Origin of the sequence: Mycolicibacterium mageritense (assembly GCF_010727475.1) — a bacterium.
Classification (GTDB): Bacteria; Actinomycetota; Actinomycetes; order Mycobacteriales; family Mycobacteriaceae; genus Mycobacterium; species Mycobacterium mageritense.
In genome coordinates this window covers 6,621,466-6,646,130 of the sequence record NZ_AP022567.1, presented here as the reverse complement: position 1 = coordinate 6,646,130, position 24,665 = coordinate 6,621,466, and the positions used below count along the sequence as shown (strand labels likewise).

The window sequence follows — 24,665 nt, the reverse complement described above, 5'->3', positions numbered from 1 at the left end:
CCGCTGCCGTCGTCAGAACCAGGCTGCGTTCTCCCGCAACACTTCCCAGCTCACCCCATGAGGCTTGGGCCACCCTGCACCGCCGTCCGTCGAACTACGGTGCCGTAGCCGCAGAGCCTTGTCGATGGCCGCGACGTGCAGCCGCTTGCCGTCCGTCGAACAGGCAAGCGCCGGCGCCGAAATGACTTCCCCCAGTTCGCTCCACCCGGCGCGGCCGGGGCCACCGACCCGGAGTTGGCCGTCGTCACCGACAGCGCCGATCCAGCGACGGGCGCCGTCGCCCGAGCAGGCACAGCCCGGCGCCGACCTGAACCTCAGGCTGCCGATGCGGGTGCCTGCGGTCGGCCTGAGATCGGACTGCCGGGTGTCGACAACGCTCTCGTAGAGCCTGCGGTCCTCGCCGAGCGTGGCCAGGAACAACGTCGCACCGTCGGCCGAGCATGCCAGCGCGGGGGAGGCGATGCTGCGTACGCCGGTCGGCATCCAGTCCGTCCATCGGGCCCCGCCGTCAAAGCCGATGGTGGCGTGGACGTTTCCGTCCTTGGCGGTCGCCGCCACGTAGACCCGGCTTCCGTCGGCCGAGCACGCGACGCCCGCACCGGTCGCGAATTTCCCCCCGGGCAACCGGTCCCAGCTGTCACCGGAGTCCGGAAGCTTGATCCGGATCGTGCGATCGAGGCCGCGGGCCACGGCATACGTGCGGGCCCCGTCCGTGCCGGTGGCCACGGTGACTCCCGACGACAGCGCGGTGTCGCCGAGTGCGGACGCCGATCCCCACACCCCGGTGGCCGATCGTTCATGCGTGAACGCGCGCTTGCCCGCGCTGCGGCCGTAGATCCGGAGCCGGCCGTCGCCGAGGCACGCCAGCCCGATGGTCGGTGGTTCGCGAATGTCGGTGCGCTCGACAACGCCGGTGAGGCGGGAGCGGACTTTCCCGTCGACCCGGCGCAGCGGAACGTCGATGGGCACGCCGTCGATCGCGTGCGCGAGCAGATCCGGAAACGTCAGCACGGTGTCGACGTTGCGACTGACCAGGCCCCTGCCCACCTCGTCGACGACACTGGTGAACTCGTCGGCGTCGAACTGCGAATCGAGTCGTTTACGCACCTCGGCGAGGCTCGGGATGCTGCCGCCGAGCACCTCCTGGGCAATGTCACGCAGCTCGTTGCCCAGCCGGCGCTTGGACTCCGCGATCACGCGGCTACGCACAACGTCGATGTCTCGTCGCGCGTTCGCCCCGTGATCCAAGGCGGCGACCGCGAACACTAGAGTCGCGAACCGCGTGTGGGCCAGCACCGGCCCGGTGGGGCCTCGAAGGGTTGTGGCGAAGATGCCTACCGAGGGCTTCGCGTAACCGGGCCGCGCCGTCACGGCGGCGTGGACCGCGACGGTGGCGGTGGGCTGTGGGGAAGGGGCGCACGCGGTCCCATCGGCCTTCGCTATGACGAACCAGGCGTCCGGGTCCGCTCCGCGGGGCGCGTCGAAATGGTCGAGATGGATGCGCACCGCCAGCTCGATGAATTCCATATCGCCTCCGTGAGCCCCGACCGTGGGAGTATGCAGCAAATGTAGGAGTGCATCGGGCACGGGGCATGCGTAGCGTCCTACTCGAATCCCCGGCGGCCGCAGTCCGGTTCGCAGGTACATTTCAATTGATTGCATCTGCAACCGAGAGGATGTCATGTCACAGCTGGTGCGCGTCCAGAACTTCAGCATCTCCCGCGACGGTTACGGCGCGGGCGAGGGGCAGAGCGCCGAACGGCCGTTCGGACACGCCGATCCCGCGGATTTCCTGTCCTGGGCGGGTGCCACCGCGCACTGGGTGAATCGGACCGACCCGGGCGGAACATACGGGCTCGACGACTACATCACTCGCGATTACGCCAACAACATCGGCGCTGAGATCATGGGGCGCAACAAGTTCGGTCCTCAACGCGGCCCGTGGGAGAACTATGACTGGCAGGGCTGGTGGGGCGACGAACCGCCGTTCCGTACGCCCGTGTTCGTGCTCACCCACCACGTCAGACCATCATTCACCCTGGCGGACACAACATTTCACTTCCTCGACGCGTCGCCTCAGGAAGCGCTGGAACGCGCGTTCGACGCGGCCGACGGCAAGGATGTGCGCATCGGCGGTGGTGTCGCAACGGTGCGCCAGTTCCTCGACGCCGACCTGATCGACACCATGCACGTCGCCGTCGCGCCCGTGGAACTGGGACGCGGGGAACGGTTGTGGGAAGGCCCCGAGGAATTCATCGACCGGTTCCATCTGGAGCAGATCCCGAGCCCCAGCGGGGTGGTTCATCACTTCTTCTGGCGGCGCTGAAACGAGCAGATGGCGATCGACCTCAGCATGCCTGAACTGCGTGCCGTCGCAGACTATGCCGTCGCCTGCGCCAGGCCGGCTTTGGCGATCTTCGAACGCGACACGCCTGACGACGCACGAGCGCGAGCCGCGATCGACGCCGCGCGAGCGTTCGCCGACGGTGCCAGGCGGTCCAAGGAGATCCGCGACCGCGCGTGGGCTGCCCACCGCGCGGCGCAGGACGCCCGCGACGCTGGACAATTCGCGGCGAGTGAGGCGGCCCGTGCGGCCGTCGCCGCGGCGGGCGCGGCGTACCTGCACCCGTTGGCGAAAGCCACGCAGGTCAACCACATTCTCGGCGCTGCCGCTCATGCCGCACGGGCATTCGAGATCTGCGCTGGCGACGATCCCGCCGTCGGCAGCGGCCACATCGCGCGGGCACACGAGCTGGCAAACTCCACAGTGGTCGACGTGCTCCGGCGCTACCCGGCAGCACCGCAAGGTGGCGGGCGCGTCGGCGAACTGATGCGCGAGTTGGACGTATCGCTTCGGTGAACGGGGAGTTGAACTGTCGCACCAGGGTTTTCGAGGGGCTGGTCGAGTCGCTGCACGAGCGCAAGTACCCTGCAGATAGATGGCACACGACCGGTTCAGTGGCAGAGCCCGTTTCCGCGGAGGGCTGCGGATAGCGTTGCGTGGTCGGCGTGACCCCGCGCCGGTCGCGGGTCGGCGCAGCCGCACCTCGGCGGGCATGGGTGACGTGCACACCCGCAAGGTTCTCGATCTCACCATCCGGCTCGCCGAGGTGATGTTGTCGTCGGGTTCGGGTACCGCGGACGTCGTCGCAACGGCGCAGGACGTCGCGCAGGCGTACCAGCTCACCGACTGTGTCGTCGACATCACGGTCGCCACGATCATCGTGTCGGCACTGCCGACGACGGACAGCCCACCGGTCACCATCATGCGATCGGTCCGGGCGCGTTCGACCGACTACACCAGGCTGGCCCAACTCGACCGGCTTGTGCAGCGGATCACCACCGGCGGCTACCCGGTCGACGAGGCGCACGGCGCGATGGACGAACTGACCGAGCAGCCGCATCCCTACCCCCGATGGTTGGCCACTGCCGGGTGGACAGGCTTCGCCCTCGGCATCGCGATGCTGCTCGGTGGCAACTGGTTGACGTGCCTGCTGGCTGCCGTCACCGCAGGAACCATCGATCGCGTCGGCCGGTTGCTGAACCGGATAGGGACACCGTTCTTCTTTCAGCACGCCGTCGGAGCCGCCATCGCGACATTGGTCGCGGTGGCGGCCTACGAGTACACCGGTCAAGGACTCAGTGCGCTCGTCGCCACCGGGATCGTGGTGCTGCTCTCCGGCCTGACCATCGTCGGTGCCGTGCAGGATGCGCTGACCGGCTACATGCTGACCGCGGTTGCCCGCATTGGTGAAGCGGTATTCCTCACCGCGGGGATCGTCGTCGGAATCGTCGGTGCCCTGCAGATCGCCGCGATGGCGGGCATCAGGCTCGAACTGCACGTCGACACCGCCGGCACGTTCGTCACGCCGAGCGGGCCGCTGCCGATTTTCCTCGCGGTGGCCGGGGCCGCGCTGGCCGGGCTGTGCCTGACCGTCGCGTCCTACGCGCCACTGCGGTCGGTGATCACGGCGGGTATTGCGTCCGGCGTCGCCGAATTGATGTTGATCGGCCTCGGCACGGCGGGATTCGGACAGTGGGTCGCGACGGGCATCGCGGCGATCGTGGTCGGCTTCCTCGCCACGTTGATCTCGATCAGGCGGCAGTCCCCGGCGTTGGTGACGGCGACGGCCGGCATCATGCCGATGCTCCCGGGCCTCGCGGTGTTCTGGGCGGTGTTCGCGTTCGCGGTCGACGAGAGCTTCGGCGAAGGTCTGGCGCAGTTGCTGTCGGCCGCGGCGACCGCACTCGCCCTCGGCAGCGGAGTCGTGATGGGGGAGTTGCTCGGCTCTCCGCTGCGGTACCGCGCGGGCCGGCTCGGCGACTTCTTCCGGATCGAAGGCCCACCCGGGCTGCGTCGCGCCGTCGGCCGAGTGGTGCACCTGCAGCCGACGGCCCAGTCGGCCGCGGTCAACGGTCAGCGCTCGCAGAGTGTTCCGCTCGAGCCCGCACCGACCGACGAGGAGCCCGCCGCGATCGACCTGCCCGGATTCGAAGGCGGCGGCGAGCCGCAGTGAGCCTGATCGGCGGTGTTCTCAGAACCCCGCCGACCGCTGTTCCGCGCGCCACTTGTCCAGCACGCGACGTTCCCGTTTGGTCGGCCGCCCGGCCCCGCGATCCCGAACCGCCACCGGAACGTACGGTGTCGGCGGCGGCGCGGGCGTTCGATCCAGGTAGCACGTCACCGCATCGGAGGCACCGACACGTTTCTGGATCACCCGGACCACCTCGACGATCCGCGTGGTGTCGCCCACGCGGGCGCGAATCTTGTCACCGGGGGCGACCGTCGTCGCAGGCTTGGCAGGCCGGTCGTTGACGTGGACGTGGCCGCCCCGGCATGCCGCGGCGGCGTCGGGCCGGGTCTTCGTCAGCCGGACCGCCCACAACCAGCGGTCCACACGCGTCGACTCCATCCCTCCATAGTGGACCATCGGTCAGCTCGGGAAAGCGGCCCGAGCCGCGCGCGACCGCCGTAACGTAACCCCTCGTGGACACTCCTTGTTCGCCCTCGGTTGGTTCGCACTCCTTAGCATCCCCGGGATGTTCTGCGCAGTGAGACTTCGTCAGCGGGCGTCAGCAGCGGTGTTGGGTGTCCTGGACTGCGTTGCGGCGGGAGTCTCGGTGCCCGCGGCGGCGAGTCCCTATCCGACCGCGCAGATCGACTTCGGTGGGCTGGCGCGCACGTACAGCGTGCACGCGCCCGCGGGGGTCGAACATCCATCGGGCCTCGTCATCAACCTGCACGCGGCCGGCGCGACGGGCCGGGACCAGGCCAACCTGACCCACTATGACGCGGTCGCCGACGCGCACGGATTCGTCGTGGCCTATCCCGACGGCATCGACTTCAGCTGGGCCGACGGCCGCGGTGCCTCCATACCGGATCGGCAGGGCGTCAACGACGTCGGCTTCCTGTCCGAACTGGTCAGCAGGTTGGTCGCCGAATACAACGTCGATCCGGGACGTGTCTTCGTCACCGGACTGTCGGCGGGAGCGTTCATGGCGAACCGGCTGGCATGCGAACGTGCCGACCTGTTCGCCGCGGCCGCGCCGGTGGCCGGAACCCTCGGGACCAACGTCGCGTGCAATCCGTCGCGGCCGGTTTCGGTGCTGGCGGTACACGGCACCGCGGATCCGGTCGTGCCCTTCGACGGTGGCCCGATGACGGGTCGTGGCGGCGTCAGCGACATCGTTTCGGCCCCGGCGATGGCCGACCGCTGGCGGCAGGTCGACGGTTGCCCCGCAGGCCCGGCCGAGGATGTGCTGGCCGATGCCGGCGACGGAACTCAGACGCATCGACTGGTGTCGGCCAGTTGCGCAGCGGGAACCGAGGTCGTCTTCATGCGGATCGACGGCGGCGGCCACACCTGGCCCGGGGCTCCCACGGTGCTCCTTGAGGCCGGCTCGACCTCACGCGCCTTCGACGCTTCCGACGCGTCATGGCGGTTCTTCAATTCTCACGCGCGGTAGCCGTCGGCGGCGCAGCCTGCTGACCCGCGAGAAACGGTGCCTTTCACAGGCTTTGAGCACCGCTCCCGAATAATCCGTGGACACCTGGGGCCGGGGTGCTACCGTCGTCCCGTGACCATGACGCGCATTCACTATCGGCGGGCCGGGATGCGGGGCGCATCCACGGCCGCTTTGTCGTGCGCGGAAACCCGCACGCAGGGCGCAGGCCTGGTCGAGAAGCGTCGGGTGCACGGGAAATCTCATATATCTCTCAATATCGTTGTTTGCCCTGCTGGGAACGTCGGCTGACGTATCCCCAGTTCTCTGCGCCCAATTGAGCTGTGAGACACCAACTTTCGTCGTAAGTTTGCTGTTTGCAAATCGCCGTTCGCCGTAGCAACATCGAATGCGGCACAGCGGCTTGGGCAACGCTTGGGTCGTTGGTGAAATCGCGCATCACTCTTGGCTTTTACCCATGAATTCCGGGTTCGAGTCCCGGGCGACCCACCAGCGGGCAACTTTCCGCGCCACACATCCGACACCGAAAGGAGGCATGCGGCCATGACAGCTCTTGTTCCGAACCTGACCGTCGAGGTCTACAACGCCGACTACCGTGTGCTGTCCCGGATCCCCTGGCAGGAGGCGGTCCGGCTGATCCTGCGGGATGTCGTGTATGTCATCGATCTGCACACTCCCGCTGTGCACGTGCACGGCCCGTCGCTGGTCATCGAACTACCTATATCGGTTGCGCTGCGCGAATACGCACACATCCCGTACCGGCCGAACGATCGGGCCACCCGTGAGGGGGTGCTACGGCGTGACGGGTTCGTCTGCGTGTACTGCGGTGCGCGCGCCGACACCGTCGACCACGTGCTGCCGCGCTGCCGCGGCGGTGGGGACGGATGGTTCAACCTGGTGGCGGCGTGTCAGCCCTGCAACGGCAAGAAGGGTGACCGCACTCCGCAGGAAGCCGGGATGGTGATGAGCCGTGAGCCTTTCGAACCCAAACAGCGGGACCGGTTCCGGTGCACACCAGGTTGACGCCGCGGCGAGTAGCGCGCCTGCTCGCCGCGGCCACGGCCCCTTCCCCGGTCGGTTAATCGGCAAACCGGCGGATTGTTGATCCGTGACTGCAGGTTCGAGTCCTGCCCGGGGAGCCGCAGATGTCATGCGCGCGAAGCGGTTTGGGGATCACGTCCCTTCGCGCGCACCAAAGCCCTTGTTGCACAACGGATAGTGCACCGGTTTCCGAGGCCGGAGGTTGCAGGTTCGAGCCCTGCCGAGGGCGCCACACACCCGATCCTGTTGCCCGATGACAGGTCAGGCGCCGGTAGCACGGTTGGTCAGTGCGGCACGCTTATAACGTGACGGTCGCGGGTTCGAGCCCCGCTCGGCGCACACACTGCCCGACGTCATCCTGCGAGGGCCGGCGGCTCAGGTGAACGGCAGGAAGTCTCCGTTGACCCACACGCCCCAGTGCCCACCGGCCGGCAACTGCGCCCACACCATCGGGTGGCCCTGCCACGACTCGGCCGGTTTCTTGGGCGCCCACGGTGGCGGTTCCGGGTCGGCATTCGCCGCGCCCGCGCCCAGGCCGATGGCTGCTCCGGAGATCGCGGCCGCGGCCGCGACGGCCGTCAACGCCGCCTTGGTCAAGATCATGAATGCCCACCTCGGTGTCTGGGGACTGCAATCGGACACTTGAAGCTTAGCTAAACAAAGCTGTCGGCACCGAGGCACCGCCTGGATCCTGAACCTGCATGGTGGCATCGGCCCATCTGTGCGACGATGCCCAGTACGTTTCGAGTAGGCGTTACAGAGAGGAACCTCCGGATCCATGACCGAAGGGCACCGCACCGCGCCATCCGTCCGTTCGGCGAAGTATGCGATTGCGGGGTTCGCCGTCGTCGGCGGTCTCCTGAGTGCAGCAGCAGGCACCGCCCATGCGGATCCGGTTCCAAACCCGCCGCCCGCACCAACTGATCCGGCAGCCGCGCCGCCCGGCCAACCCGTTGTGCTCCCGGCCGACGCCCAGGCGGCCCCTGCGCCGCCACCGATCGGAGCGCCGACCGTGCCTGAGATCGCCAATCCGGTCTACGGCTCGGGAAAGTACGGCTCGGGTCCGCTCGGAACCCTCAGGGATCTGTGGCATCAGGCCCAGAACCCGTACGAACTGCAAGGCCCGACCGACGGCGCTCTGGCCGCGCCGCCGCCAGGCGCCGGTCCGCCGCCTCCGCTGCCGCCCGGGTATGTGTCGATGAACGCGCCGGGATCCGAAACTCCCGTCACCGCGCCCGAGCCCGGGTCGGCGCCCGCCGGGCCGGCGCTGCCGCCCGGTTACTACCCGTTGAACGGACCGCCGCCACCCGGATACGAATTCCAGCCGATCAACGGGGCTGCTCCCGCGGCACCACCGGCGCCGGGCGCACCGACGCCGTAGCCCCGGCTAGTTTCCTGCGTCGACGAGATCGAACACCTCGACGGCGTGGGAGATGGGCCGCGGGGTGACGCCGTTCGGCCCGTATGGGTGATCCAGCGCAAAGATCAGGAACAGCAACAAGGCAAGCAGGACGGTGACGGCACTCACCAGGATCATGTGAGCGCGGCTGTTCGCAAGCCGCATGAAGCTCGTGATCATGATCAACACGAACCCGCCGAAGATCAACGCACACCACAACAGCGTGGGTATTCGCGGTTTGGCGTTGAGGATGCGCGCGCTGCGGTCCGATGCGAGGACCGAGAGCTGGCTGAGGAACTGCTGATCGATCGGGCTCGCCTCGGCTTCGGGTTTCTTCGCGCCGACGATGCGGTACAGCTGCGTGAGGGCCGCGCGCCCGTGGTTACTGATGCCGCCGAACTCCTGCTTGCCCCACTCGGGCCCCTGCAGCGCATTCGCATAGATCCGAAGCTGTTCGCGCACCTGCGCCTGCTCGGGCTGCGGCATGGCGACGGTCTGCCGATACAACGTCGACAACGTCGCGGCCTCATTGGACACATTGGTCTCGGCCGACAGAAATTGCTGCCATCCGACGACGACCGTGAATCCCAGCAGCGCACCGTAGACGAGGCCGACCACGGTGAGAAACGGCGACAGTATCGAATTGTGCTCGGGGCGCGCATCGCGGGCGATCAGGCGGCCGGCCAGCAGAACGCTGCCCACCGCGAGCGCCACCCCGCCCACCAAGACGATGGCCAGCAGGAGCCACGCGCCGATCACGCCAAAGTCGCCCATAAGTGAAGAAGGATGCCAACATCTTCACCGTCATGGCGCCGGATTGCCCGGAATATCCCAGGCGTTCTGGGCGGTACGGCAAATAGCGGTGCCGGACAGCCGCGGCGCTGCCAGATAGCGCGTGCGTCAATTCTCGGGCGCGGGCCACCTACTCGTTGCCGGGCTCTGGTGCCGGGACGCTCTTCGCGAGATAGACGCGGTCGAAACCGTCCTCGTGGCGCCGGTCGACCTCGACATAGCCCAAACGCGAATAGAGGGCCAGGTTTTCGACCATCGCAACGTTGGTGTAGAGCCGTGCCTCGCCGTATCCGGCCAATCGGGCTTGCTGCTCGGCATACCGGAGCAGGCTGCGTCCGTATCCGCGGCCCTGTGCTCGCGGGGCCACTGCGACATTCTCGATCAGCAAATGGTCGGCCTCGGGCACCAGCACGATCACGCCCGCCACGCCGTCGACGTCCGCCAAGACACGTACGTGATCGGTCTGTGTCACGAGTGCGTGGTAGTCGACGCCCATCGGTGCGGGACTGCGGCCGATCCGGTCGACGTACGGCGTGTAGGCGTCGGTCACGATGCGGGTGATCGGCACAGCATCGTCGACGACGGCTTTGCGGATCCGGCTGCAGTCGGTCATCATCGGCTCTCCGCCCGATTCCGATGCCACCGTGAGTATTCCGCACCCCACGTGGTCATCGCGCCGAGAAGATCCTGGGCCGATCGCCCGATGTCGGTGAGCGAGTACTCGACGCGGGGCGGGACTTCGGCGTAGACGGTCCGGCGCACCAGTCCATCTTGTTCGAGTTCGCGGAGTTGTTTGGTCAGTACCCGAGGCGTCGGGTCACCGAGCATCCGCGTCAGCTCGCCGAAGCGGACAACCCCGTGGCGATCGAGTTTCTGCAAGATCGTCGGTTTCCACGCGCCCCCGAGTACCGCGACGGCAATCTCTGCCGCGCACGGCCGCGACCACGCCTCCACCACCTTTGCGGTTCTGTGCCTCGAACCGGGCTGAGCTCCATTGCTACCCATTTGGTGAGTATCTCACTGATTGGTCAGTACTTGCTTGAGCGCTCCATATGGCCAACCATCGTAAATGTGATATCGAGCTGCCAGGATCTGCGCGACCAGGAGGAGCGACGCCCCGGTGTGGCCATGGTGCCCCTGCTCGTCGGCATCCTCACCGGCAGCTTGGCCGTGAGCATGGTCAACACGGCGCTTCCCAGCATCGTGGCGGACCTCGGCGCTCGGCCGACGCACCGGGCGTGGATCGTCGACGTGTACCCGCTCGCCATGGCGGCGAGCATCGTGATGGCGGCCAGGCTGGGGGATCGGTTCGGTCGAAAAGCGTTGCTGCTCACCGGGATGACGGGTTTCACGGTCATGAACGCCGTCGCCGGGATGGCCCCTGGACCAGGGGTGCTCATCGGCGCGAGGGTGCTGCTCGGCGTGGCCGGTGCCCTCGTGGTGGCCAACGTGGTCTCCACGATCGCGGCGCTCTATCGCGGTCACGCGCGCACGGTGGCCAACGGGCTGTGGGTCGCGACGTTCGGTGCCGCCAACGCCGTCGGGCCGATACTCGGCGGAGCACTCACCGATCACTTCGGTTGGCGATCGGTGTTTCTCGCGTGCGTCCCGATCGCGGCCTCGGGGATCCTCCTGACGATCTGGCTGGTTCCGGACACGCGGTCGCAAGCGGTGGTCAGTTGGGACGTCCCCAGTGTGCTGGCCTCGGCAGTCGCCCTCGGCGGCATCGTCTTCGGCGTACAGCATGTGGTCGCGAACCCGGTCGTCGGTGTGACGATCGCCGCCGTCGCCATCGCGGTGTTCGCCGCTTTCGTCCGGCGACAACGTCGCCTGAGTGCGCCGTTCATCGCGGTCGAGCTGTTTCGCGAGCGTGGCTTCGCGGGCTCGTTCGCGCAAGTCCTCGTGTCGTCGGCGACCGCTGCGGCGTCTGTCTATCTGATCAGCATCCACGTTCAGGATGCGTTGGGCTGGAGCCCCACTCAGGCGGGACTGGTGTTGATCCCGCAGGCCGCGGCGACGGCGGTCGGTGGCATCTGCGGGCCGCTGCTGGTCCGGGTGATGTCACGGCCGGTCGTGGTGGCATTGGCACTCACGCTCCAGTCGGCCGGGTTGTTGTGGATTGCCCAGGGCGGCGGCTATGCGCCCGGTCTTGCGCTCGTCGGGTTCGGCTTCGGCATCGTCGGCACGCTTGCCGTCGTGGCGTTGTTCAACGCGACGCCCACAGCGTTGCTTTCGCATGCGGGTGCACTCCAGGAGATCGCGTTCGCCGTCGGCAGCGGCCTCGGCATCGCGGTTTTCGACGTGATCGCCGGCTTCGCCGGAGCCGGCGGATTCGTGCGGGCGCTCACGATCTCCGGCGTGGCCACGTTGGCGGTCGCCGCATTGCCGACCCGTACGCGTCGATGAAGCGCGGACGCTGACGCGCGTGTCTGCCTGCGCTGGCATCATCGGTGCCTGTGACATCGACAGGGCGTCTCACACCACCGATGAATGCAGATGAGCGCACCACGCTGGAGAGCTGGCTGGATTTCTACCGGGCGACTTTGGCATTGAAATGCGAGGGGCTCGACGACCAACAGTTGCGCACTGCCGCGGTGCCACCGTCGACGATGACGCTGCTGGGGTTGGTTCAGCATGTCGCCGAGGTCGAACGCAACTGGTTTCGGCGCGTCCTGGCAGGCGAATCGGCCCCGCCGATCTATGGCCCGGGAAATCACGCTGAGGGCCACGACGGTGGCTTCGAGCTGTCGCAGCACGGTTCGTACCGGGCTGCGGCAGACGTCTGGCGCGAAGAAATCCGGTGCGCGCGTGCCAATTGTGCGGCTCGGGAGCTGGAGGACACCAGTCCGTTCATGGACGGTGTGGTCAGCCTGCGTTGGATTTATACGCACATGATCGCCGAGTACGCACGGCATTGCGGCCACGCCGACTTGATCCGCGAGCGGATCGACGGGACGACCGGCGTCTGAGCCGGGCAGCGCGCACCGAGACTGACACCAGGAACAAAGGTGTGGCGCGATTTGTCCCTGGTGTCGGTCTCGACGAAGTCCGACCCGTCAGCGCGGTGCCGGCCCGTCAATGCGTGAACAAATCTGATGCACAATAACCACATCGATATCATCAACCACATACGTCACAATATTAATTTCCATCACTGCTGCCCCTTTGGCAGCGATTGCACCATTCAGAACATCTGCCACATATTGTCGCGAATCGCGTTGACTCATCAAATATGTCCGTTTCGCTGATTCGTTGCCTCATTTGAAAATGCCCGGGTGAGCCCGGCGTGTCGGTGGGGTGTGGGGTTAGGGATTGGGTTAGCGCCGAGGGATGGGGTTGACGTTGACGGAGCGCAGGGCGGTGACCAGGGCGATCGCGGTGCGGTATGTGCAGGCCGGTCGGGTTGAGAAGTCTCGGATTCTTGATGAGTTGTGTGCGACGACGGGGTGGCATCGTGATCATGCCCGCCGGGCGTTGCGCGGGGCCCTGCGTCCGCGTGCGGTGCGGGCTCGCCGGTCGCGGCCACCCACGTATGGGCCGGATGTTCTTGAGGCACTGGTGTTTTGCTGGGAAGTGTTGGGGATGGCGGCGGGTAAGCGGGTGGCGCCGATGTTGGGCGAGTTGGTGGTGGTGCTGCGCCGCTGCGGAGAACTGGTCATCGACGACGCGACGGCGGGGATGCTGGTGGGGATGTCGGCGGCCACCATCGATCGTCGATTGGCCGCCGAGCGCAAGAAACACCAGCTCAAGGGCCGTTCTGGCACCAAGCCGGGCACCCTGCTGAAAAGTCAGATCTCGGTGCGCACGTGGGCGGCCTGGGATGATGCGGTGCCGGGGTTCGTCGAGATCGACCTGGTCAGCAATGACGGCGGTAATCCCGCCGGGGTGCATGGCTGGACATTGACGGTCACCGATATCGCCACCGGGTGGACCGAGAATCGCACCGTGTTGGGCAAAGGCGAAAAGCGGGTGATGGCGGCGCTCAATGAGATCGCGGCGGTGATGCCGTTTCCGATCCGCGGGGTCGATTCGGACAACGGCTCGGAATTCATCAACTTCCACCTGTTGGAGTGGTGCCGTAAGCGTCACATCACGTTCACTCGGTCGCGGGTGGGCCACAAGAACGATGGCTGTCACGTGGAGCAGAAGAACTGGTCAGCGGTGCGCAAAATGGTGGGTTATCACCGCTACGACACCGCCGCAGAACTGGTGCTGCTCAACAAGATCTGGGTGCTGCAGTCCTCGCTGGCCAACTACTTCTACCCGCAACAGAAACTCGAGTCCAAGGTCCGCAGGGGGTCGAAGGTGACCAAGAAATACGACGAGGCCACCACCCCGTACCGGCGTGCCCAGCGGGATGCGACAGTCACCGCCGAGGAAGTCAAACACCTCGCCGAGATCTACGCCGAGCTCAACCCCGCCGCCCTGCAACGCCACATTCAGGCCCTGTGCGGCGAGTTACTCACCCTGACCACCAGCAAAGCCGGTCCGCGGCTGATCGCCCGCCTCGGCCGGACACCGACAGGTGAGGCAACGAATATTTCCACCCCCAGCGCCTAAAACCCGGACACCCTCATCTGAGGCAACGAACCCAGCCGGGCACTTTCCAAATGAGGCAACGAATCCCCCCGCGGACATATTGACATGAGGCAATAGGCGAATTGCGCAACTCTGCGGCCTGGCTGTGCGCCAGCGCCGTGTGCGCCGTCGAAGCCATTGACCTGGGGTTACGGCGTCGCCGATGGCCTCAATCACCTCATGAGGCACATAACTATTAAATAAACTCATAGAAGATAATTAGACTCTCTAGCACGGGTATTTAACTCATGCCTCATGGGTAAACTCTGTAACGCGATAGGGGCGGGAATTCGTTTTTCGCCTATGCCTTTACGGTCGTGCGCCTGGGCGCACGACGCGACGAAGGGATCGACATGCGCGTGCGCAAGGTCGTCGCGGTGGTCGCGATCATCGGCACGATCGCCGTGACCCAGACAGCCCTGCAGGTTCCTGCTGCCGGAGCGGAGCCCAACTGGGATGCAATGGCCCAATGCGAGTCCGGCGGGAACTGGGCGGCCAACACCGGCAACGGCTTCTACGGCGGCCTCCAGTTCACCCCGGCCACCTGGGCCGCGAACGGCGGTCGCGGATCGCCTGCCGAGGCGAGCAGGGAGGAGCAGATCCGGGTGGCCCGTAATGTGCTGCAGACTCAGGGAATCGGAGCGTGGCCCGTCTGCGGTGGGCCGGTGGCGACGGCGGCAAGCACGTGCCGCTCGTTATTGGCGTGGATTCCGCTCGGCAATCTGCCGCGGCTGTGCACCGAGGTGCTCAGACCGTTGACTTGAGGCCTGAAAACCCTTGGAGCGGTAGATTTTCGATCATTCCGGCCGCAGAACCGCGACGAGAAAATCGGAGTCGTGCGTGAACGGGCGCAGATCCCAGGAGGACAGCAATACGTCTGGGGTCAGCCCGGCTGTGGCGGCGTCGTCGAGGAACTCGGTGAACGCGTAGTCGCGACCAGCGCCGAATCCGATCACCGCCCGGCCGTCGCCCGCCAGGTGGGCGCGAAGGCGGGTCAAAACCTGCACGCGGGTGCTCGCGGCGAGAAACGTCATGACGTTGCCGGCCGACATGATCACGTCGAATGGTTCGGTGATGCCGCGCGCGGGCAGGTCGAGCTCCGCGAGATCGCCGACGAGCCAGCGCGGCCCGGGGTGGTCGTGCTCGGCAGCTGCGATCAGCGTCGGGTCCACGTCGACCCCCACGACGCGGTGGCCCGCGGCGGCCAGGTAGCCGCCCAACCGGCCGGGGCCGCAGCCCGCGTCGAGGATGTGCGCATTACGGGGCGCCATGGCGTCGACAAGCCTGGCTTCGCCCGCCAGGTCCGCACCGGCACGTGCCATGGAACGAAAGCGTTCGATGTACCAGTGCGAATGCCTAGGGTCGGCCGCGACCTTCCGCATCCAGTTGCTCTGCTCGACCATACGGACATTGTCTCAACCGGGCGGCGGTGCTCAGCTCGAGGCGTCGAGGATCTTGATCGCGAAGACGAGGGTGTCGCCGGGCTGGATCCCGGCGGCCGGCTGGCCTTGCGGGTACCCGTCGGCCGATGTCATGGCGACTGCCACGGTTGAGCCGACCTTCTGGCCCGCGATGGCTTTCTGGAAGCCTGGTACGACGCCGTCGAGCGGGAAGTCTGCCGGGGCGCCCCGTTCATAGCTGCTGTCGAATACCGTGCCGTCACGTCCGTTGACGCCCATGTAGCAGACCGAGACTTTGGCGGTGTCGGCGACGACGGGCCCGTCGCCCGGTTTGAGCGTCTGCACCTGGGTCTCGGCCACGTTGAACGGTCCGTCGACGGTGACGACTGGGCTCGCGGTGTCGGTGGATCCGGTGACGGCCACACTGCCCGTGGTTCCGGACAACGTCCACTCGGGTGCGCCGGCGTTCTGCGGCGCGGCCGTGGGGCACGTGCTGGTCTCGGTCGCCGTCTCGGTGAGGGAAGGCACGAACACCTCGGCCATCGAGGACGAGGACGGGCCGGCCGACGAGGAGTCCGACTTTGTGTCGGACCCGCACGCGGCGAGCGTCACGGCCAACGATGCGGCGCAGGCCATGAGCACAACAGATGAAGACACGCGAGGGGAGTTCACGGCGGTCCACGCTACAGCCCGCGGGTGCGGGCGGTCAGCAGCGCCGACTGGCATGTTTGACCCACGCGAGGCCGGGAATGCATGACTCATGCATATGAGGACGGCAAATCTGCTCGGCGCGGCCGCCCTGGCCATCAACGGCAGGGTGATCGCCGATGTCGTGACGCACACCGGTCTGAGCCTGAGTGCCACTGCCGCGCTGGTGGTGCTGAGCAACAGCGACGGTGTGACAGTGACCGATCTCGGGCGGCGGGTCGGTCTCTCGCAATCGGCGGCGGCTCGGATGGTCGACTCGCTGGAAGCGGCCGGTCATGCCAGCCGGTCGACCCGGTGCGGACGTGACTGCATCGTCAGGATCAGCGCCAGTGGCCGTGACGTGGCGCTCGGCGCGGTGCAGGCCCGCCAGGGATGGCTGCACAGCCTGGTCGCCGCCCTCGACGACAGCGAGGCCGTGCACCTGACGCATATCCTCGAAAAGCTGCTCACCGCAATCTATTCCGAGCAGCCCAACTCGGAGTTGCTGTGCCGGCTGTGTGATCGTGCTGCCTGCGTCGACCAGTCCTATTGCCCGGTCGGCCGGGCCGAGCGCGAAGCTGCGGTCTGATCGTGGGAACCCTGCTGGCACTGGGATCCGCTGCCCTGTACGGCATTTCGGACTTCGTCGGCGGCTTGCTGTCCCGCAGGGCCGGCTACTTGGCGATCACGGTCTGGGGTTATCTGTGTGGTCTCGCGTTCGCCGTCGCCGCTGCCGTCGTCGTCTCGCGCACCGCAGACCTCGACGACCTCGCCTGGGGCGCATTGTCGGGAGTCGGTTCCGGGATCGGGACGCTGTTCTTGTTCCGCGGCCTGTCACACGGCGCCATGGCCGTCGTGGTGCCCATCTCGGCGGTGTGCGGCATGGGTATCCCGGTGCTGGTCGGGGTTCTCGTGGGCGGTGAACGGCCGTCGGTCCTCGCCTGGGTCGGGGTAGCCGTCGCGCTGCCTGCACTGTGGCTCGTCGCAGGCGCGTCCGACGGGTCCGGTCGGCGTCCGACGGCCGCTCTGGACGGCCTCGCGGCGGGCGTGGGCATCGCGCTGCAATACGCGGCGCTGGCGCAGGCGGACGCGGAATCCGGAATCTGGCCGGTGGCGGCGGGCCGAGCCGCCGCGGTGGTGGCCCTGCTCCCGCTGGTCTTCTTCCGGCCCGCGTCCGTCTCATTGAGCCTGCCGCCGCGGATCGCCGCCGGCGCGGGCGCGACGATCGTCATGGCGGTGCTCGCGCTCATCGCGTACCAGGTCGCCGCGCAGCTCGACCTCGACGTGGTGGCTGTGGTCTTGTCGTCGTTGTACCCGGTCGTGCCCGTGGCACTGGGAATCGTGGTGCTGCACGAGCGGCCGTCGAGACGTCAAACGCTCGGCTTGGCCGGTGCCGGAGCATCGATCGCCATGCTGGTCGCCCGTTGACCGGTGATTCAGTCGTAGATCACGGCGAGGCCGCGGCGCGCGAGGTCAGCCAAGCCGTCGCGCATCGCTTGAAGTTGCTCGGGCGTATGGCCCACCCAATCCGTGATCTCGCCGACGATTCGGACCGGCTCTCGGGTGCGGTAGGAACGCGTCGGATTGCCCGGGAACTTCTTGTCGGTCACGTTCGGGTCGTCTTCGAGCGCGCCCAGCGGTTCCACGATGTAGATCCGGCCGCGCCCATCGCCTTTGGCCAGTTCCGCGCCCCACACCGCGGCATCCAATGTGTGCGTCACATAGACGTGGTTCGAGATGCGTCCTGCCTCGTAGTTCGACTGCTGCCCGGGCACCAGAAGGTCACCGACCGACAGGTCGGCCTTGGTGCCGTGCAGGAGCGCACCGGACTCGTGTACTTCGAAAGGCTTCGTCACTACAACCCCCTGGTTCTCGTTGGCCGGACGATTGTGCAGCAGGTCGGGGGGCTTGCGGCAAGGCCCCCTTGCTGGCTTATGGTGAGAGTGGGACAACGGCGGTGAAAGTCTTCGACAGCGCCGAACTCATTCTCAGCAAAGCCTCAGTCGACGCAGGCAACCTACTTCCAGGCGCCGGTACGGCGCACGACTATCGGCGTCTCGAGGAAGTAGAAACCATCGCAATGAGCTATTGGTCAAGGAGCTCGTCGGAGCGGACCGGCGACGAGTGGCCACCGAAACAGGCTGCAGACAACCAGAACCCGAGTCCGTGGAGCCGCGCCGGGTATCAGCGGCACCACGAATCACCCCAGGCCGCAGGCGGGTATCACCCGCCGTACTTCGCGCACCCAGATGCGACGACGCCCTTCCAGGCGCCGCTCGGGCAGCAACTACCGCCGCCGCGCAAGCGATCCCGCGTGGGCGTGCTCGTCGGAACCGCCGCGGTGGCGATGGTTGCCGGTGCCGCATCGGCGGTGGCGGTGATCGATCACAGTGGCAAACCCGCACTTGATCCGCAGGCATCACAGCATATTGGAAAACCCACGCCGGCAACGGATTCCACACCGCCGCGGAATGCGGCGCCGACCGGGTCGGTCGAGCAGGTGTCGGCCAAGGTGTTGCCCAGCGTGGTGAAACTGCAGATCGAGACCGGGCAAGGTCGCGCCGAGGGCTCCGGCATCGTGCTGAGCGCCGACGGGCTGATCCTCACCAACAACCATGTTGTGGCCGAGGCCGCCGACAACGGGCAGGCGCAGGCGCCGTTGGGTGCCGACTCCGCGCCCGGTGAGCAGTTCCCGGGCCTCCCGCCTGGCTTGTTCCCCGGCGGTCAATGGCCGGGCGAGGGCCGGCAGGCTCCGTCTGACGGGCCGACCGCCCGGTCATCTCGCCAGACCAACGGCGACGCGGCCGCGACCGTGACCTTCTCCGACGGCCGCACCGTTCCGTTCACCGTTGTCGGCACCGATCCCGACGACGACCTGGCCGTGGTGCGCGCCGAAAATGTGTCCGGCCTGACCCCCATCACCATCGGTTCGTCGAAGGATCTGAGGGTGGGCCAGAACGTCGTCGCGATCGGTTCACCGTTGGGCCTGCAGGGGACGGTGACCACCGGCATCATCAGCGCGCTGGATCGCCCGGTGGCGACCGGTGACGAGCAGGGCGGCGGGCAATCCGTGATGAACGCCATCCAGACCGACGCCGCGATCAACCCGGGCAACTCCGGTGGCGCACTGGTGGACATGAACGGCGACCTCATCGGGGTCAACTCGGCGATCGCGTCGCTGGGCGGCGGACAGGGTTCGCAGGGCGGCGGTCAGAGCGGTTCGATCGGCCTGGGCTTCGCGATCCCGGTGGATCAAGCCAAACGCATTGCCGACGAACTGGTCTCGACCGGGACCGTCCAGCACGCATCGCTGGGCGTGCAGCTCGGCACCGGCACAGATGCGCACGGGGCGCCGGTGGCGGGTGTCGTCAACGGCGGCCCGGCTGCGGCGGCAGGTCTGCCCGAGGGCGCGGTGATCACCAAGCTCGACGGCAAGCCGATCGACGGACCCGAGGCCCTGGTCGCACAGGTGCGGTCCAAGGCGCCTGGGGACAACGTCACGCTGACCTACGACGACCCGTCCGGGGCATCGCGCACCGTGCAGGTGACGCTGGGGCAGCTGCAGTCCTGACAGCGCCGGCACCCCGCCACCCACGCAAGAGCCACGAACCCGACCGGGTTCGTGGCTCTTGGCCCATCACCATCTGCAAGGGTGACGTGCATGCCCGATCAGCAGGACACGCTCGGCGCCGAGTGGGAGAGTCATCGTCCGGCGGTCTTCGGGGTGGCCTACCGGCTGCTGGGCACGGTCGCCGATGCCGAGGACGTGGCCCAGGACGTATGGCTGCGGGCCGCCGCGGCAGACCTGGAGCAGATCGAGGATCTGCGGGCCTGGCTGGTCACGGTGGCAGCGCGACGGTCCTACGACATCCTCAAGAGTGCGCGCCTGCGCCGCGAGAGCTACGTCGGGCCATGGCTGCCGGAGCCGTTGCTGACAGGACCGGACGCGTCCGAGCCGGTCCTCGTCGACGAGTCCGTGAGCACCGCGATGCTGCTCGTCATGGAGGAGCTGAGCCCGCCGGAGCGGGTGGCATTCGTCCTTCACGACGTGTTCGGGATCGAGTTCGGCCGGATCGCCGACGTGCTGGACGTGTCCGCACCGGCCGCGAGGCAGCTTGCCTCGCGGGCGCGCCGGCGTGTTGCCAAGGCAAAGGAATCCGCGCCCCGGGCCTCGAAGGCCGAGCGCGAGCGGGTGCTGGTGGCGTTCCGCGCGGCGTACGAGTCCGGGGACATGGCCGGTTTGGTCGCACTTCTGCATCCGGGCGCCGTGTACGTGACCGACGGGGGTGGCGAGGTGTTCGCCGCACGCAAACTCATCCACGGCGGCGAGCGGGTCGCCGAGGTGATGGTGCGCGTCGGCCGCCAGTGGCGCGCGGACCGGATCGATTTCGTCGAGGTCGGCGGCGAGTTGGCGCTCGTTTTCCACCGGGAGGGTGGCGTCTACTCGGTCGACACGGTGCAGATCACCGACGGGCTGATCAGTGCGTATCGCAGGGTCATCAACCCGGACAAACTTTCTCACGTCTGAGTTGTCACACCCGCGGGTGCTGGCTCGTCTCCCTGATGAGAAACACGCGGTGGCCCGACCACGCGTTGCGATCGACACACCCTCAAAGGGAGAGGATTTGCTGTGCAAGCCATCACTGTTCGTGACCGGGACGCCGGCGTAGCGGGGCTGTCGCTCACCGAGGTGCCCTACCCGCACGCGGCCGAGAACGACGTCGTCGTACGGGTGCACGCGGCGAGCTTCACCCCGGGAGAGTTGGACTGGCCGGGTACGTGGACCGATCGCGCCGGGCGAGACCGGACGCCGAGCGTGCCCGGCCACGAGTTCTCGGGCGTTGTCGTGGGACTGGGGTACGGCACCACCGGGCTGACCGTCGGCCAGCGGGTGTTCGGCCTTGCCGACTGGACGCGTGACGGCACACTCGCCGAGTACACCGCTGTCGAAGCGCGCAACCTCGCACCGCTGCCTGCCGATGTCGATCACACGGTGGCCGCCGCGGTACCGATCTCGGGATTGACTGCCTGGCAAGGCCTGTTCGATCACGGTCAGCTCAGCACGGGCCAGACGGTGCTGATCCACGGCGTCGCGGGTGGCGTCGGGTCGATCGCCGTACAGCTTGCCCGTGAAGCCGGCGCGTGCATCATCGGCACCGGTCGCGCGGCCGATCGGCAGCGGGCGCTGGAACTCGGCGTCCACACCTTCCTCGACCTCGAGTCCGAGAAGCTCGAGGACGCCGGGGAAGTCGACGTGGTGTTCGACGTGATCGGAGGAGACATCCTGGCCCGTTCGGCGGGCCTCGTGCGCAGCGGCGGCACGCTCGTCACCATCGCCGAACCACCCCGAGTCCGGCCCGAGGAGGGGCGCGCGGTGTTCTTCGTCGTCGAACCGGACCGCACACGCCTCGCCGACCTGGCGTCGCGACTGCGCGACGGGCGCATCAAGCCGATCATCGGCGCGGTAGTGCCGCTCGCGGAAGCGCCTGCCGCATTTGCCCCCGGCAAGCGTGTCCCCGGCAAGACGATCGTCGTCGTGGCCGAAGGAGGCCGCTCGTGACCGGCCCACGGATTGCGGGTGGCATCCTCGCCGTCGCCGCGGTCGCGGTGCTCCCGGCCTGCGCCGCGCCACAGCAACCCGCTCCCACCCCGACGCCGGTGGCCACCACGGCATCGCAGGCACCAGCCGAAACCCTGACCCCGCTGATCGAGCAGGCGCTGCCGAATGTGCCAGGGAAGACGTTCACTTCGACGATCGTCGATTTCCCGCCCGGCGCACGCGCCGTGCCACACCGACACGGTGATGCGTTCGTGTACGCCTTCGTGCTAGAGGGCGACATGCGCAGCAAGGTCGACGACGCGCCGGACCGTATCTACCGCCAAGGCGAGAACTGGGTAGAGCAGCCGGGCGCCCACCACGTTCTGACCGAGAACGTCAGTCAGACCGAACCTGCCAGGCTCCTGGTGGTTTTCATCGCCAACACCGGCGACAACCTGAAAGTGGACGATCCGCACCCGTGAATCGGCCGGGGTCGCGGATGGCTCACTCAGATTGCCCCGGGCGTGCCGGGCGGGCTCAGGGAACCGTCGACGTTCGGCACCATCGCCGGGGCCGGGATCCCGCCTTCTGCCGCGTTGTCTCCCGGTATCCCGTCGTCTGCCGGCGTGTCGTAGATGCCGCCGAAGCAGGCCGGATTCCACCCCTCCGTCGCGCACGCCGGATCGTCGGGGCTGAGTGGATCGAGAGGCATCGGGATGCCTGGCAGCCCGGCGCCTACGAGCGTCACGGACGCCGGTACGGTCACGCCCACCACTGCTGACCCGGCAATCGCTGCGGCCACAGCTGTTCTGGTCAGCGCGCCGCGCACTTCGGAACCCATCACCCAGCTCATCCATCGCTCCTTCCAGCGGGGCCGCACGAGTCATGTGGCATTTGCCATCGTCGATCGGGTACCCAACATGGTCGCAGGTCGCCGGCCGATACGGGCAGAAACCGGAACTTCGCTGACGGAGACGCAATGTTGACGTCAGCGACAAAAACGGTGTGGAGAAAGTTCAGCGCACGGGGCGGCGGGGCGGCTGTCGATGCGAATCGTGGCGCATCGGTGGCGGCGCTGAGAACCATGCTGTCGCACCTCAATCCGCGGACAAAGTCGATTCAGCTGTCGGAAATGTCCCACGCCACGATCATGAGCCGGGGTAGTGTTTGCCTGCGTCCCTGCCGAGGTAGGCGCGCCGAAGGTGTTGTGCCCTTTGGTATGTGGGCGTTAGGTCGGTGCCGTGCGGCCCCCTGCGCACGCCGGCAACGCCGCGCTGGCGCGACGGCGGGACATTGCGTGGCGTCCGGCGCCGCAAGATAGCGTTGCGGTGTGCAGTCATGGCATGCAGAGCGGCTCAGTGACGAACAAGCCGCCCACGTTGCCCGCTGGCTTCCCGACGCTCGTCTGCGCCGAGACATGAGTTGGAATCTCGTCGACACGGCGGTCCTCGACGTTGACTCCGCCCACGGCAGGGTGGTGGTCAAGGCCGCGGGTCCGGGCAATCACCACATCGCCCGAGAGATTCATGCGTATCAGGGTTTTACCGACTGTCTGGCACACACGGGGCACGCCCCGCAGCTGCTTCACCACGACGTGACCGCGAATCTGCTCGTGACCCGGTATCTGGACGGATCGTTGGTCATGAGCGGCGATGCAGAGTCCGCTCCTGACACCTATCGACAGGCGGGCCAGCTTGCTCGGGTGTTTCACGATCAAGCCCACCGAATCGACCCCGAGTGGGATGCCGCTGCCGTCGCGAAATCACAGAGCTGGCTGGACAAGCCACACCGGATCGAGCGGCAAACCGTTGCCCGGCTGCGCACCATCCTGGCTGCGCATCGAGCGAGGCCGGTGGTGGTGGTGCCCACGCACGGTGACTGGCAACCCAGGAACTGGCTCATCGACGACGGCACGCTCAAGGTCATCGATTTCGGCCGCTTCGCGTGGCGGCCCGCGGTCAGCGATTTCTGCCGGCTCGCCGCGCAGCAATGGCGACAGGATCCCCGCCTGGAAGAGGCGTTCTTCGCCGGATACGGCGGCGATCCGCGGACGCCGCAACAGTGGCGCATGTTCGCGCTGCACGAAGCGATCGGTACTGCTGTCTGGGCCTACCAGGTCGGCGACGAGCAGTTCGAGGATCAAGGGCACCGCATGATCGCCGAGGCGTTGACGCTGTTCTGATCGAAGGTCTGGCGGCAACCGTCGCGTCGAGAGACGCGGGGAGGCCCGGGTCGGTGAACAGGCCGCCGAATCCAGCGGACTGGATGCGGCGCGCATGTTCACCGATTCGGGCCGGTGGCCGAATGCGTCCGAAGTCGCGTTCGTGCGCTCAGTAGTCCCACACGGCCGGTACACACCGGAAAGCGTTGCCGGCAACGGCTACCCGGCACACCGACGGGAACGGCAGGTGGGTGGCCACAAGAGACTCGCCGCGCGCCGCCAGCTCTCTCAAGAGACCGACGCGAACGCGGGCCGCCTCCTCGGGGTCGTGTTCGAATCCGTTCTGCCAGTCAGGGTTGTCGAACCCTGGCGCGAAGACGGCGTCTCCCGCGAACGTCAACTTGTCGCCGCGGGACTCCAGACGGACCACGCTGTGCCCGGGCGTGTGACCGCCGGTGCGCGACAGCAGCACGCCCGGCGCCACCTCGTACTCGTTCTCGAACGTCCGCAATTGGCCGCGGTATTCGTCCAGGAACTGCGTGGCGACGCGGCGGAGTACGTCCGGTATCGGTTGCGGCATGACGGTGCGGGAGAAATCGGGCGACGCCCAGAACTCGGCCTCCGCGGTCGCGGCGTGGACCCGCAGATCAGGCCGTAACCGCTCCTTGAGTCCCTCGGTGAGCAGCCCACCCACATGGTCCATGTGCATGTGGGTGAGCACCACGTCGGTCACCGATGCGAGATCGACCCCCGCGGCCTCCAATCGCTGGACCGTTTGTCCGGCTCGCGGAAAGTCAGGGAACTCCAGGCCGAGTCCCGCATCGACCAGGATGGTCCGGTCGCCGCTGCGCACCACCACGACGTTCAGCGGCCAGTCCACCACCTCGGGCGGCAGGAAGTTGTCGTCCAGCCAGCCGGCCAGTTTCGACGAGTCGACGTTGGTGGCCAACGTCGACGCGGTGATCGGTAACACGCCGTCGCTGATCACCAGCACGTCGATGTCACCGACCTGGACCGCGTAGCGCGACGGAACCAACTCGTCGACAGCCTGGCTGCCAAGGTGCGAAATGCTGTCCAAGCTCATGTGTTTTCCTCCTGAGGGCG

Annotated in this window: 29 protein-coding genes and 4 tRNA genes; 21 read left to right on the top strand and 12 right to left on the bottom strand. The window is 67.3% G+C overall.

All coding sequences use genetic code 11. The features are described 5' to 3' along the window. Positions 1–12: 12 nt before the first annotated feature. Positions 13–1,527 (bottom strand): PLL family lectin, encoded by a 1,515-nt coding sequence (locus G6N67_RS32020; RefSeq protein ID WP_036440219.1) that lies wholly within the window; start codon positions 1,525–1,527, stop codon positions 13–15. A 154-nt stretch (positions 1,528–1,681) separates the two neighbouring features. Between G6N67_RS32020 and G6N67_RS32015 the strand changes: the two genes are divergently transcribed. The 3 genes from G6N67_RS32015 to G6N67_RS32005 all read left to right on the top strand — a co-directional run bounded on the left by G6N67_RS32015 (position 1,682) and on the right by G6N67_RS32005 (position 4,517). Continuing rightward, on the top strand, positions 1,682–2,326 hold the full coding sequence (locus G6N67_RS32015; protein WP_036440222.1) for a dihydrofolate reductase family protein: 645 nt from the start codon (positions 1,682–1,684) through the stop codon (positions 2,324–2,326). 9 nt (positions 2,327–2,335) lie between these two features. After that, positions 2,336–2,860 (top strand): putative immunity protein, encoded by a 525-nt coding sequence (locus G6N67_RS32010; protein ID WP_036440224.1) that lies wholly within the window; start codon positions 2,336–2,338, stop codon positions 2,858–2,860. Positions 2,861–2,939: 79 nt separating this feature from the next. Further along, complete coding sequence (locus tag G6N67_RS32005; RefSeq protein ID WP_036440227.1) at positions 2,940–4,517, top strand: threonine/serine exporter family protein; 1,578 nt, start codon at positions 2,940–2,942, stop codon at positions 4,515–4,517. An 18-nt stretch (positions 4,518–4,535) separates the two neighbouring features. Here the strand turns inward: G6N67_RS32005 and G6N67_RS32000 are convergent, their stop codons facing one another. Next, positions 4,536–4,913: an Hsp15 family ribosome-associated heat shock protein gene (locus tag G6N67_RS32000; protein ID WP_036440230.1), complete on the bottom strand. Its 378-nt coding sequence runs from the start codon at positions 4,911–4,913 to the stop codon at positions 4,536–4,538. A 127-nt stretch (positions 4,914–5,040) separates the two neighbouring features. On the opposite strand from G6N67_RS32000, the gene G6N67_RS31995 reads away from it, so the two are divergent. From G6N67_RS31995 to G6N67_RS31970, 6 genes are all read left to right on the top strand, one after another. Next, positions 5,041–5,967, top strand: coding sequence for an extracellular catalytic domain type 1 short-chain-length polyhydroxyalkanoate depolymerase (locus G6N67_RS31995; protein ID WP_051579193.1), 927 nt, complete (start codon positions 5,041–5,043; stop codon positions 5,965–5,967). Between the two features lie 413 nt (positions 5,968–6,380). Continuing rightward, positions 6,381–6,456: transfer RNA gene (locus G6N67_RS31990), tRNA-Lys, on the top strand. Between the two features lie 51 nt (positions 6,457–6,507). Further along, positions 6,508–6,987 carry an HNH endonuclease gene (locus G6N67_RS31985; protein ID WP_036440232.1) on the top strand — a complete coding sequence of 160 codons (480 nt, stop codon included), beginning with the start codon at positions 6,508–6,510 and terminating at the stop codon, positions 6,985–6,987. A gap of 44 nt (positions 6,988–7,031) precedes the next feature. After that, positions 7,032–7,103, top strand: a tRNA-Asn gene (locus G6N67_RS31980). 58 nt (positions 7,104–7,161) lie between these two features. Then, positions 7,162–7,237, top strand: a tRNA-Arg gene (locus G6N67_RS31975). Positions 7,238–7,270: 33 nt separating this feature from the next. Then, positions 7,271–7,344: transfer RNA gene (locus tag G6N67_RS31970), tRNA-Ile, on the top strand. A 36-nt stretch (positions 7,345–7,380) separates the two neighbouring features. On the opposite strand, the gene G6N67_RS31965 is transcribed toward G6N67_RS31970, so the two are convergent. Continuing rightward, entirely contained in the window at positions 7,381–7,608 is a 228-nt protein-coding gene (locus G6N67_RS31965; protein ID WP_036440235.1) for a hypothetical protein, read from the bottom strand. 175 nt (positions 7,609–7,783) lie between these two features. On the opposite strand from G6N67_RS31965, the gene G6N67_RS31960 reads away from it, so the two are divergent. Next, a complete protein-coding gene (locus tag G6N67_RS31960; protein WP_036440239.1) occupies positions 7,784–8,386 on the top strand; it encodes a hypothetical protein in 603 nt (200 codons plus the stop codon). A 6-nt stretch (positions 8,387–8,392) separates the two neighbouring features. Here G6N67_RS31960 and G6N67_RS31955 read toward each other — a convergent pair whose 3' ends face one another. The 3 genes from G6N67_RS31955 to G6N67_RS31945 all read right to left on the bottom strand — a co-directional run bounded on the left by G6N67_RS31955 (position 8,393) and on the right by G6N67_RS31945 (position 10,201). Beyond that, positions 8,393–9,178, bottom strand: coding sequence for a bestrophin-like domain (locus G6N67_RS31955; RefSeq protein WP_036440242.1), 786 nt, complete (start codon positions 9,176–9,178; stop codon positions 8,393–8,395). Between the two features lie 148 nt (positions 9,179–9,326). Then, positions 9,327–9,809 carry a GNAT family N-acetyltransferase gene (locus G6N67_RS31950; RefSeq protein WP_165572188.1) on the bottom strand — a complete coding sequence of 161 codons (483 nt, stop codon included), beginning with the start codon at positions 9,807–9,809 and terminating at the stop codon, positions 9,327–9,329. Beyond that, positions 9,809–10,201 (bottom strand): winged helix-turn-helix transcriptional regulator, encoded by a 393-nt coding sequence (locus G6N67_RS31945; protein ID WP_081812796.1) that lies wholly within the window; start codon positions 10,199–10,201, stop codon positions 9,809–9,811. Before G6N67_RS31945 ends, G6N67_RS31950 begins: the two co-directional genes overlap by 1 nt. Positions 10,202–10,324: 123 nt before the next feature. Between G6N67_RS31945 and G6N67_RS31940 the strand changes: the two genes are divergently transcribed. Both G6N67_RS31940 and G6N67_RS31935 read left to right on the top strand, forming a co-directional pair. Beyond that, positions 10,325–11,602 (top strand): MFS transporter, encoded by a 1,278-nt coding sequence (locus G6N67_RS31940; protein WP_051579194.1) that lies wholly within the window; start codon positions 10,325–10,327, stop codon positions 11,600–11,602. Positions 11,603–11,682: 80 nt separating this feature from the next. After that, positions 11,683–12,165: a DinB family protein gene (locus G6N67_RS31935; protein ID WP_051579195.1), complete on the top strand. Its 483-nt coding sequence runs from the start codon at positions 11,683–11,685 to the stop codon at positions 12,163–12,165. Between the two features lie 87 nt (positions 12,166–12,252). Here the strand turns inward: G6N67_RS31935 and G6N67_RS31930 are convergent, their stop codons facing one another. After that, positions 12,253–12,423: a hypothetical protein gene (locus G6N67_RS31930; protein ID WP_163642374.1), complete on the bottom strand. Its 171-nt coding sequence runs from the start codon at positions 12,421–12,423 to the stop codon at positions 12,253–12,255. A 103-nt stretch (positions 12,424–12,526) separates the two neighbouring features. On the opposite strand from G6N67_RS31930, the gene G6N67_RS31925 reads away from it, so the two are divergent. After that, positions 12,527–13,756: a transposase gene (locus G6N67_RS31925; protein ID WP_036434004.1), complete on the top strand. Its 1,230-nt coding sequence runs from the start codon at positions 12,527–12,529 to the stop codon at positions 13,754–13,756. A 371-nt stretch (positions 13,757–14,127) separates the two neighbouring features. Then, positions 14,128–14,538, top strand: a complete 411-nt coding sequence (locus G6N67_RS31920; protein WP_036440828.1) for a transglycosylase family protein — start codon at positions 14,128–14,130, stop codon at positions 14,536–14,538. 33 nt (positions 14,539–14,571) lie between these two features. Here G6N67_RS31920 and G6N67_RS31915 read toward each other — a convergent pair whose 3' ends face one another. After that, the gene (locus tag G6N67_RS31915) at positions 14,572–15,177 is read right to left on the bottom strand and encodes a class I SAM-dependent methyltransferase (RefSeq protein ID WP_036440254.1); all 606 of its coding nucleotides are present in this window, start codon (positions 15,175–15,177) and stop codon (positions 14,572–14,574) included. Positions 15,178–15,207: 30 nt separating this feature from the next. Further along, a complete protein-coding gene (locus tag G6N67_RS31910; RefSeq protein WP_179976768.1) occupies positions 15,208–15,846 on the bottom strand; it encodes an FKBP-type peptidyl-prolyl cis-trans isomerase in 639 nt (212 codons plus the stop codon). A 94-nt stretch (positions 15,847–15,940) separates the two neighbouring features. Here G6N67_RS31910 and G6N67_RS31905 point away from each other — a divergent pair, with 94 nt between their 5' ends. Both G6N67_RS31905 and G6N67_RS31900 read left to right on the top strand, forming a co-directional pair. Then, positions 15,941–16,450 carry a MarR family winged helix-turn-helix transcriptional regulator gene (locus G6N67_RS31905; protein ID WP_197747944.1) on the top strand — a complete coding sequence of 170 codons (510 nt, stop codon included), beginning with the start codon at positions 15,941–15,943 and terminating at the stop codon, positions 16,448–16,450. Positions 16,451–16,452: 2 nt separating this feature from the next. Then, positions 16,453–17,289 (top strand): DMT family transporter, encoded by an 837-nt coding sequence (locus G6N67_RS31900; protein WP_110798661.1) that lies wholly within the window; start codon positions 16,453–16,455, stop codon positions 17,287–17,289. An 8-nt stretch (positions 17,290–17,297) separates the two neighbouring features. On the opposite strand, the gene arr is transcribed toward G6N67_RS31900, so the two are convergent. After that, positions 17,298–17,717: an NAD(+)--rifampin ADP-ribosyltransferase gene (arr, locus tag G6N67_RS31895; protein WP_036440263.1), complete on the bottom strand. Its 420-nt coding sequence runs from the start codon at positions 17,715–17,717 to the stop codon at positions 17,298–17,300. 464 nt (positions 17,718–18,181) lie between these two features. Between arr and G6N67_RS31890 the strand changes: the two genes are divergently transcribed. The 4 genes from G6N67_RS31890 to G6N67_RS39345 all read left to right on the top strand — a co-directional run bounded on the left by G6N67_RS31890 (position 18,182) and on the right by G6N67_RS39345 (position 21,882). Beyond that, positions 18,182–19,432 (top strand): S1C family serine protease, encoded by a 1,251-nt coding sequence (locus G6N67_RS31890; RefSeq protein ID WP_407663379.1) that lies wholly within the window; start codon positions 18,182–18,184, stop codon positions 19,430–19,432. Between the two features lie 90 nt (positions 19,433–19,522). Then, a complete protein-coding gene (sigJ, locus tag G6N67_RS31885) occupies positions 19,523–20,389 on the top strand; it encodes an RNA polymerase sigma factor SigJ (protein WP_036440266.1) in 867 nt (288 codons plus the stop codon). Between the two features lie 102 nt (positions 20,390–20,491). Beyond that, positions 20,492–21,421, top strand: coding sequence for an NADP-dependent oxidoreductase (locus G6N67_RS31880; RefSeq protein WP_036440269.1), 930 nt, complete (start codon positions 20,492–20,494; stop codon positions 21,419–21,421). Continuing rightward, positions 21,418–21,882 (top strand): cupin domain-containing protein, encoded by a 465-nt coding sequence (locus tag G6N67_RS39345; protein WP_036440271.1) that lies wholly within the window; start codon positions 21,418–21,420, stop codon positions 21,880–21,882. The genes G6N67_RS31880 and G6N67_RS39345 overlap by 4 nt, the downstream gene beginning before the upstream one ends. Before the next feature lie 26 nt (positions 21,883–21,908). On the opposite strand, the gene G6N67_RS31870 is transcribed toward G6N67_RS39345, so the two are convergent. Continuing rightward, positions 21,909–22,253, bottom strand: coding sequence for a hypothetical protein (locus G6N67_RS31870; protein ID WP_036440274.1), 345 nt, complete (start codon positions 22,251–22,253; stop codon positions 21,909–21,911). A 477-nt stretch (positions 22,254–22,730) separates the two neighbouring features. Here G6N67_RS31870 and G6N67_RS31865 point away from each other — a divergent pair, with 477 nt between their 5' ends. Continuing rightward, a complete protein-coding gene (locus G6N67_RS31865; RefSeq protein WP_036440277.1) occupies positions 22,731–23,582 on the top strand; it encodes a phosphotransferase in 852 nt (283 codons plus the stop codon). Positions 23,583–23,730: 148 nt separating this feature from the next. On the opposite strand, the gene G6N67_RS31860 is transcribed toward G6N67_RS31865, so the two are convergent. Continuing rightward, entirely contained in the window at positions 23,731–24,645 is a 915-nt protein-coding gene (locus G6N67_RS31860) for an MBL fold metallo-hydrolase (RefSeq protein ID WP_036440280.1), read from the bottom strand. Between the last annotated feature and the right edge of the window lie 20 nt (positions 24,646–24,665).

What these genes read in the sequence shown, in the direction of transcription:
- G6N67_RS32020 (WP_036440219.1), bottom strand. Translation starts at nt 1,527, where the DNA reads ATGGAATTCATCGAGCTGGCGGTGCGCATCCATCTCGACCATTTCGAC.
- G6N67_RS32015 (WP_036440222.1), top strand. Translation starts at nt 1,682, where the DNA reads ATGTCACAGCTGGTGCGCGTCCAGAACTTCAGCATCTCCCGCGACGGT.
- G6N67_RS32010 (WP_036440224.1), top strand. Translation starts at nt 2,336, where the DNA reads ATGGCGATCGACCTCAGCATGCCTGAACTGCGTGCCGTCGCAGACTAT.
- G6N67_RS32005 (WP_036440227.1), top strand. Translation starts at nt 2,940, where the DNA reads ATGGCACACGACCGGTTCAGTGGCAGAGCCCGTTTCCGCGGAGGGCTG.
- G6N67_RS32000 (WP_036440230.1), bottom strand. Translation starts at nt 4,913, where the DNA reads ATGGAGTCGACGCGTGTGGACCGCTGGTTGTGGGCGGTCCGGCTGACG.
- G6N67_RS31995 (WP_051579193.1), top strand. Translation starts at nt 5,041, where the DNA reads ATGTTCTGCGCAGTGAGACTTCGTCAGCGGGCGTCAGCAGCGGTGTTG.
- G6N67_RS31985 (WP_036440232.1), top strand. Translation starts at nt 6,508, where the DNA reads ATGACAGCTCTTGTTCCGAACCTGACCGTCGAGGTCTACAACGCCGAC.
- G6N67_RS31965 (WP_036440235.1), bottom strand. Translation starts at nt 7,608, where the DNA reads ATGATCTTGACCAAGGCGGCGTTGACGGCCGTCGCGGCCGCGGCCGCG.
- G6N67_RS31960 (WP_036440239.1), top strand. Translation starts at nt 7,784, where the DNA reads ATGACCGAAGGGCACCGCACCGCGCCATCCGTCCGTTCGGCGAAGTAT.
- G6N67_RS31955 (WP_036440242.1), bottom strand. Translation starts at nt 9,178, where the DNA reads ATGGGCGACTTTGGCGTGATCGGCGCGTGGCTCCTGCTGGCCATCGTC.
- G6N67_RS31950 (WP_165572188.1), bottom strand. Translation starts at nt 9,809, where the DNA reads ATGACCGACTGCAGCCGGATCCGCAAAGCCGTCGTCGACGATGCTGTG.
- G6N67_RS31945 (WP_081812796.1), bottom strand. Translation starts at nt 10,201, where the DNA reads ATGGGTAGCAATGGAGCTCAGCCCGGTTCGAGGCACAGAACCGCAAAG.
- G6N67_RS31940 (WP_051579194.1), top strand. Translation starts at nt 10,325, where the DNA reads ATGGTGCCCCTGCTCGTCGGCATCCTCACCGGCAGCTTGGCCGTGAGC.
- G6N67_RS31935 (WP_051579195.1), top strand. Translation starts at nt 11,683, where the DNA reads ATGAATGCAGATGAGCGCACCACGCTGGAGAGCTGGCTGGATTTCTAC.
- G6N67_RS31930 (WP_163642374.1), bottom strand. Translation starts at nt 12,423, where the DNA reads ATGAGTCAACGCGATTCGCGACAATATGTGGCAGATGTTCTGAATGGT.
- G6N67_RS31925 (WP_036434004.1), top strand. Translation starts at nt 12,527, where the DNA reads ATGGGGTTGACGTTGACGGAGCGCAGGGCGGTGACCAGGGCGATCGCG.
- G6N67_RS31920 (WP_036440828.1), top strand. Translation starts at nt 14,128, where the DNA reads ATGCGCGTGCGCAAGGTCGTCGCGGTGGTCGCGATCATCGGCACGATC.
- G6N67_RS31915 (WP_036440254.1), bottom strand. Translation starts at nt 15,177, where the DNA reads ATGGTCGAGCAGAGCAACTGGATGCGGAAGGTCGCGGCCGACCCTAGG.
- G6N67_RS31905 (WP_197747944.1), top strand. Translation starts at nt 15,941, where the DNA reads ATGAGGACGGCAAATCTGCTCGGCGCGGCCGCCCTGGCCATCAACGGC.
- sigJ (WP_036440266.1), top strand. Translation starts at nt 19,523, where the DNA reads ATGCCCGATCAGCAGGACACGCTCGGCGCCGAGTGGGAGAGTCATCGT.
- G6N67_RS31870 (WP_036440274.1), bottom strand. Translation starts at nt 22,253, where the DNA reads ATGAGCTGGGTGATGGGTTCCGAAGTGCGCGGCGCGCTGACCAGAACA.
- G6N67_RS31860 (WP_036440280.1), bottom strand. Translation starts at nt 24,645, where the DNA reads ATGAGCTTGGACAGCATTTCGCACCTTGGCAGCCAGGCTGTCGACGAG.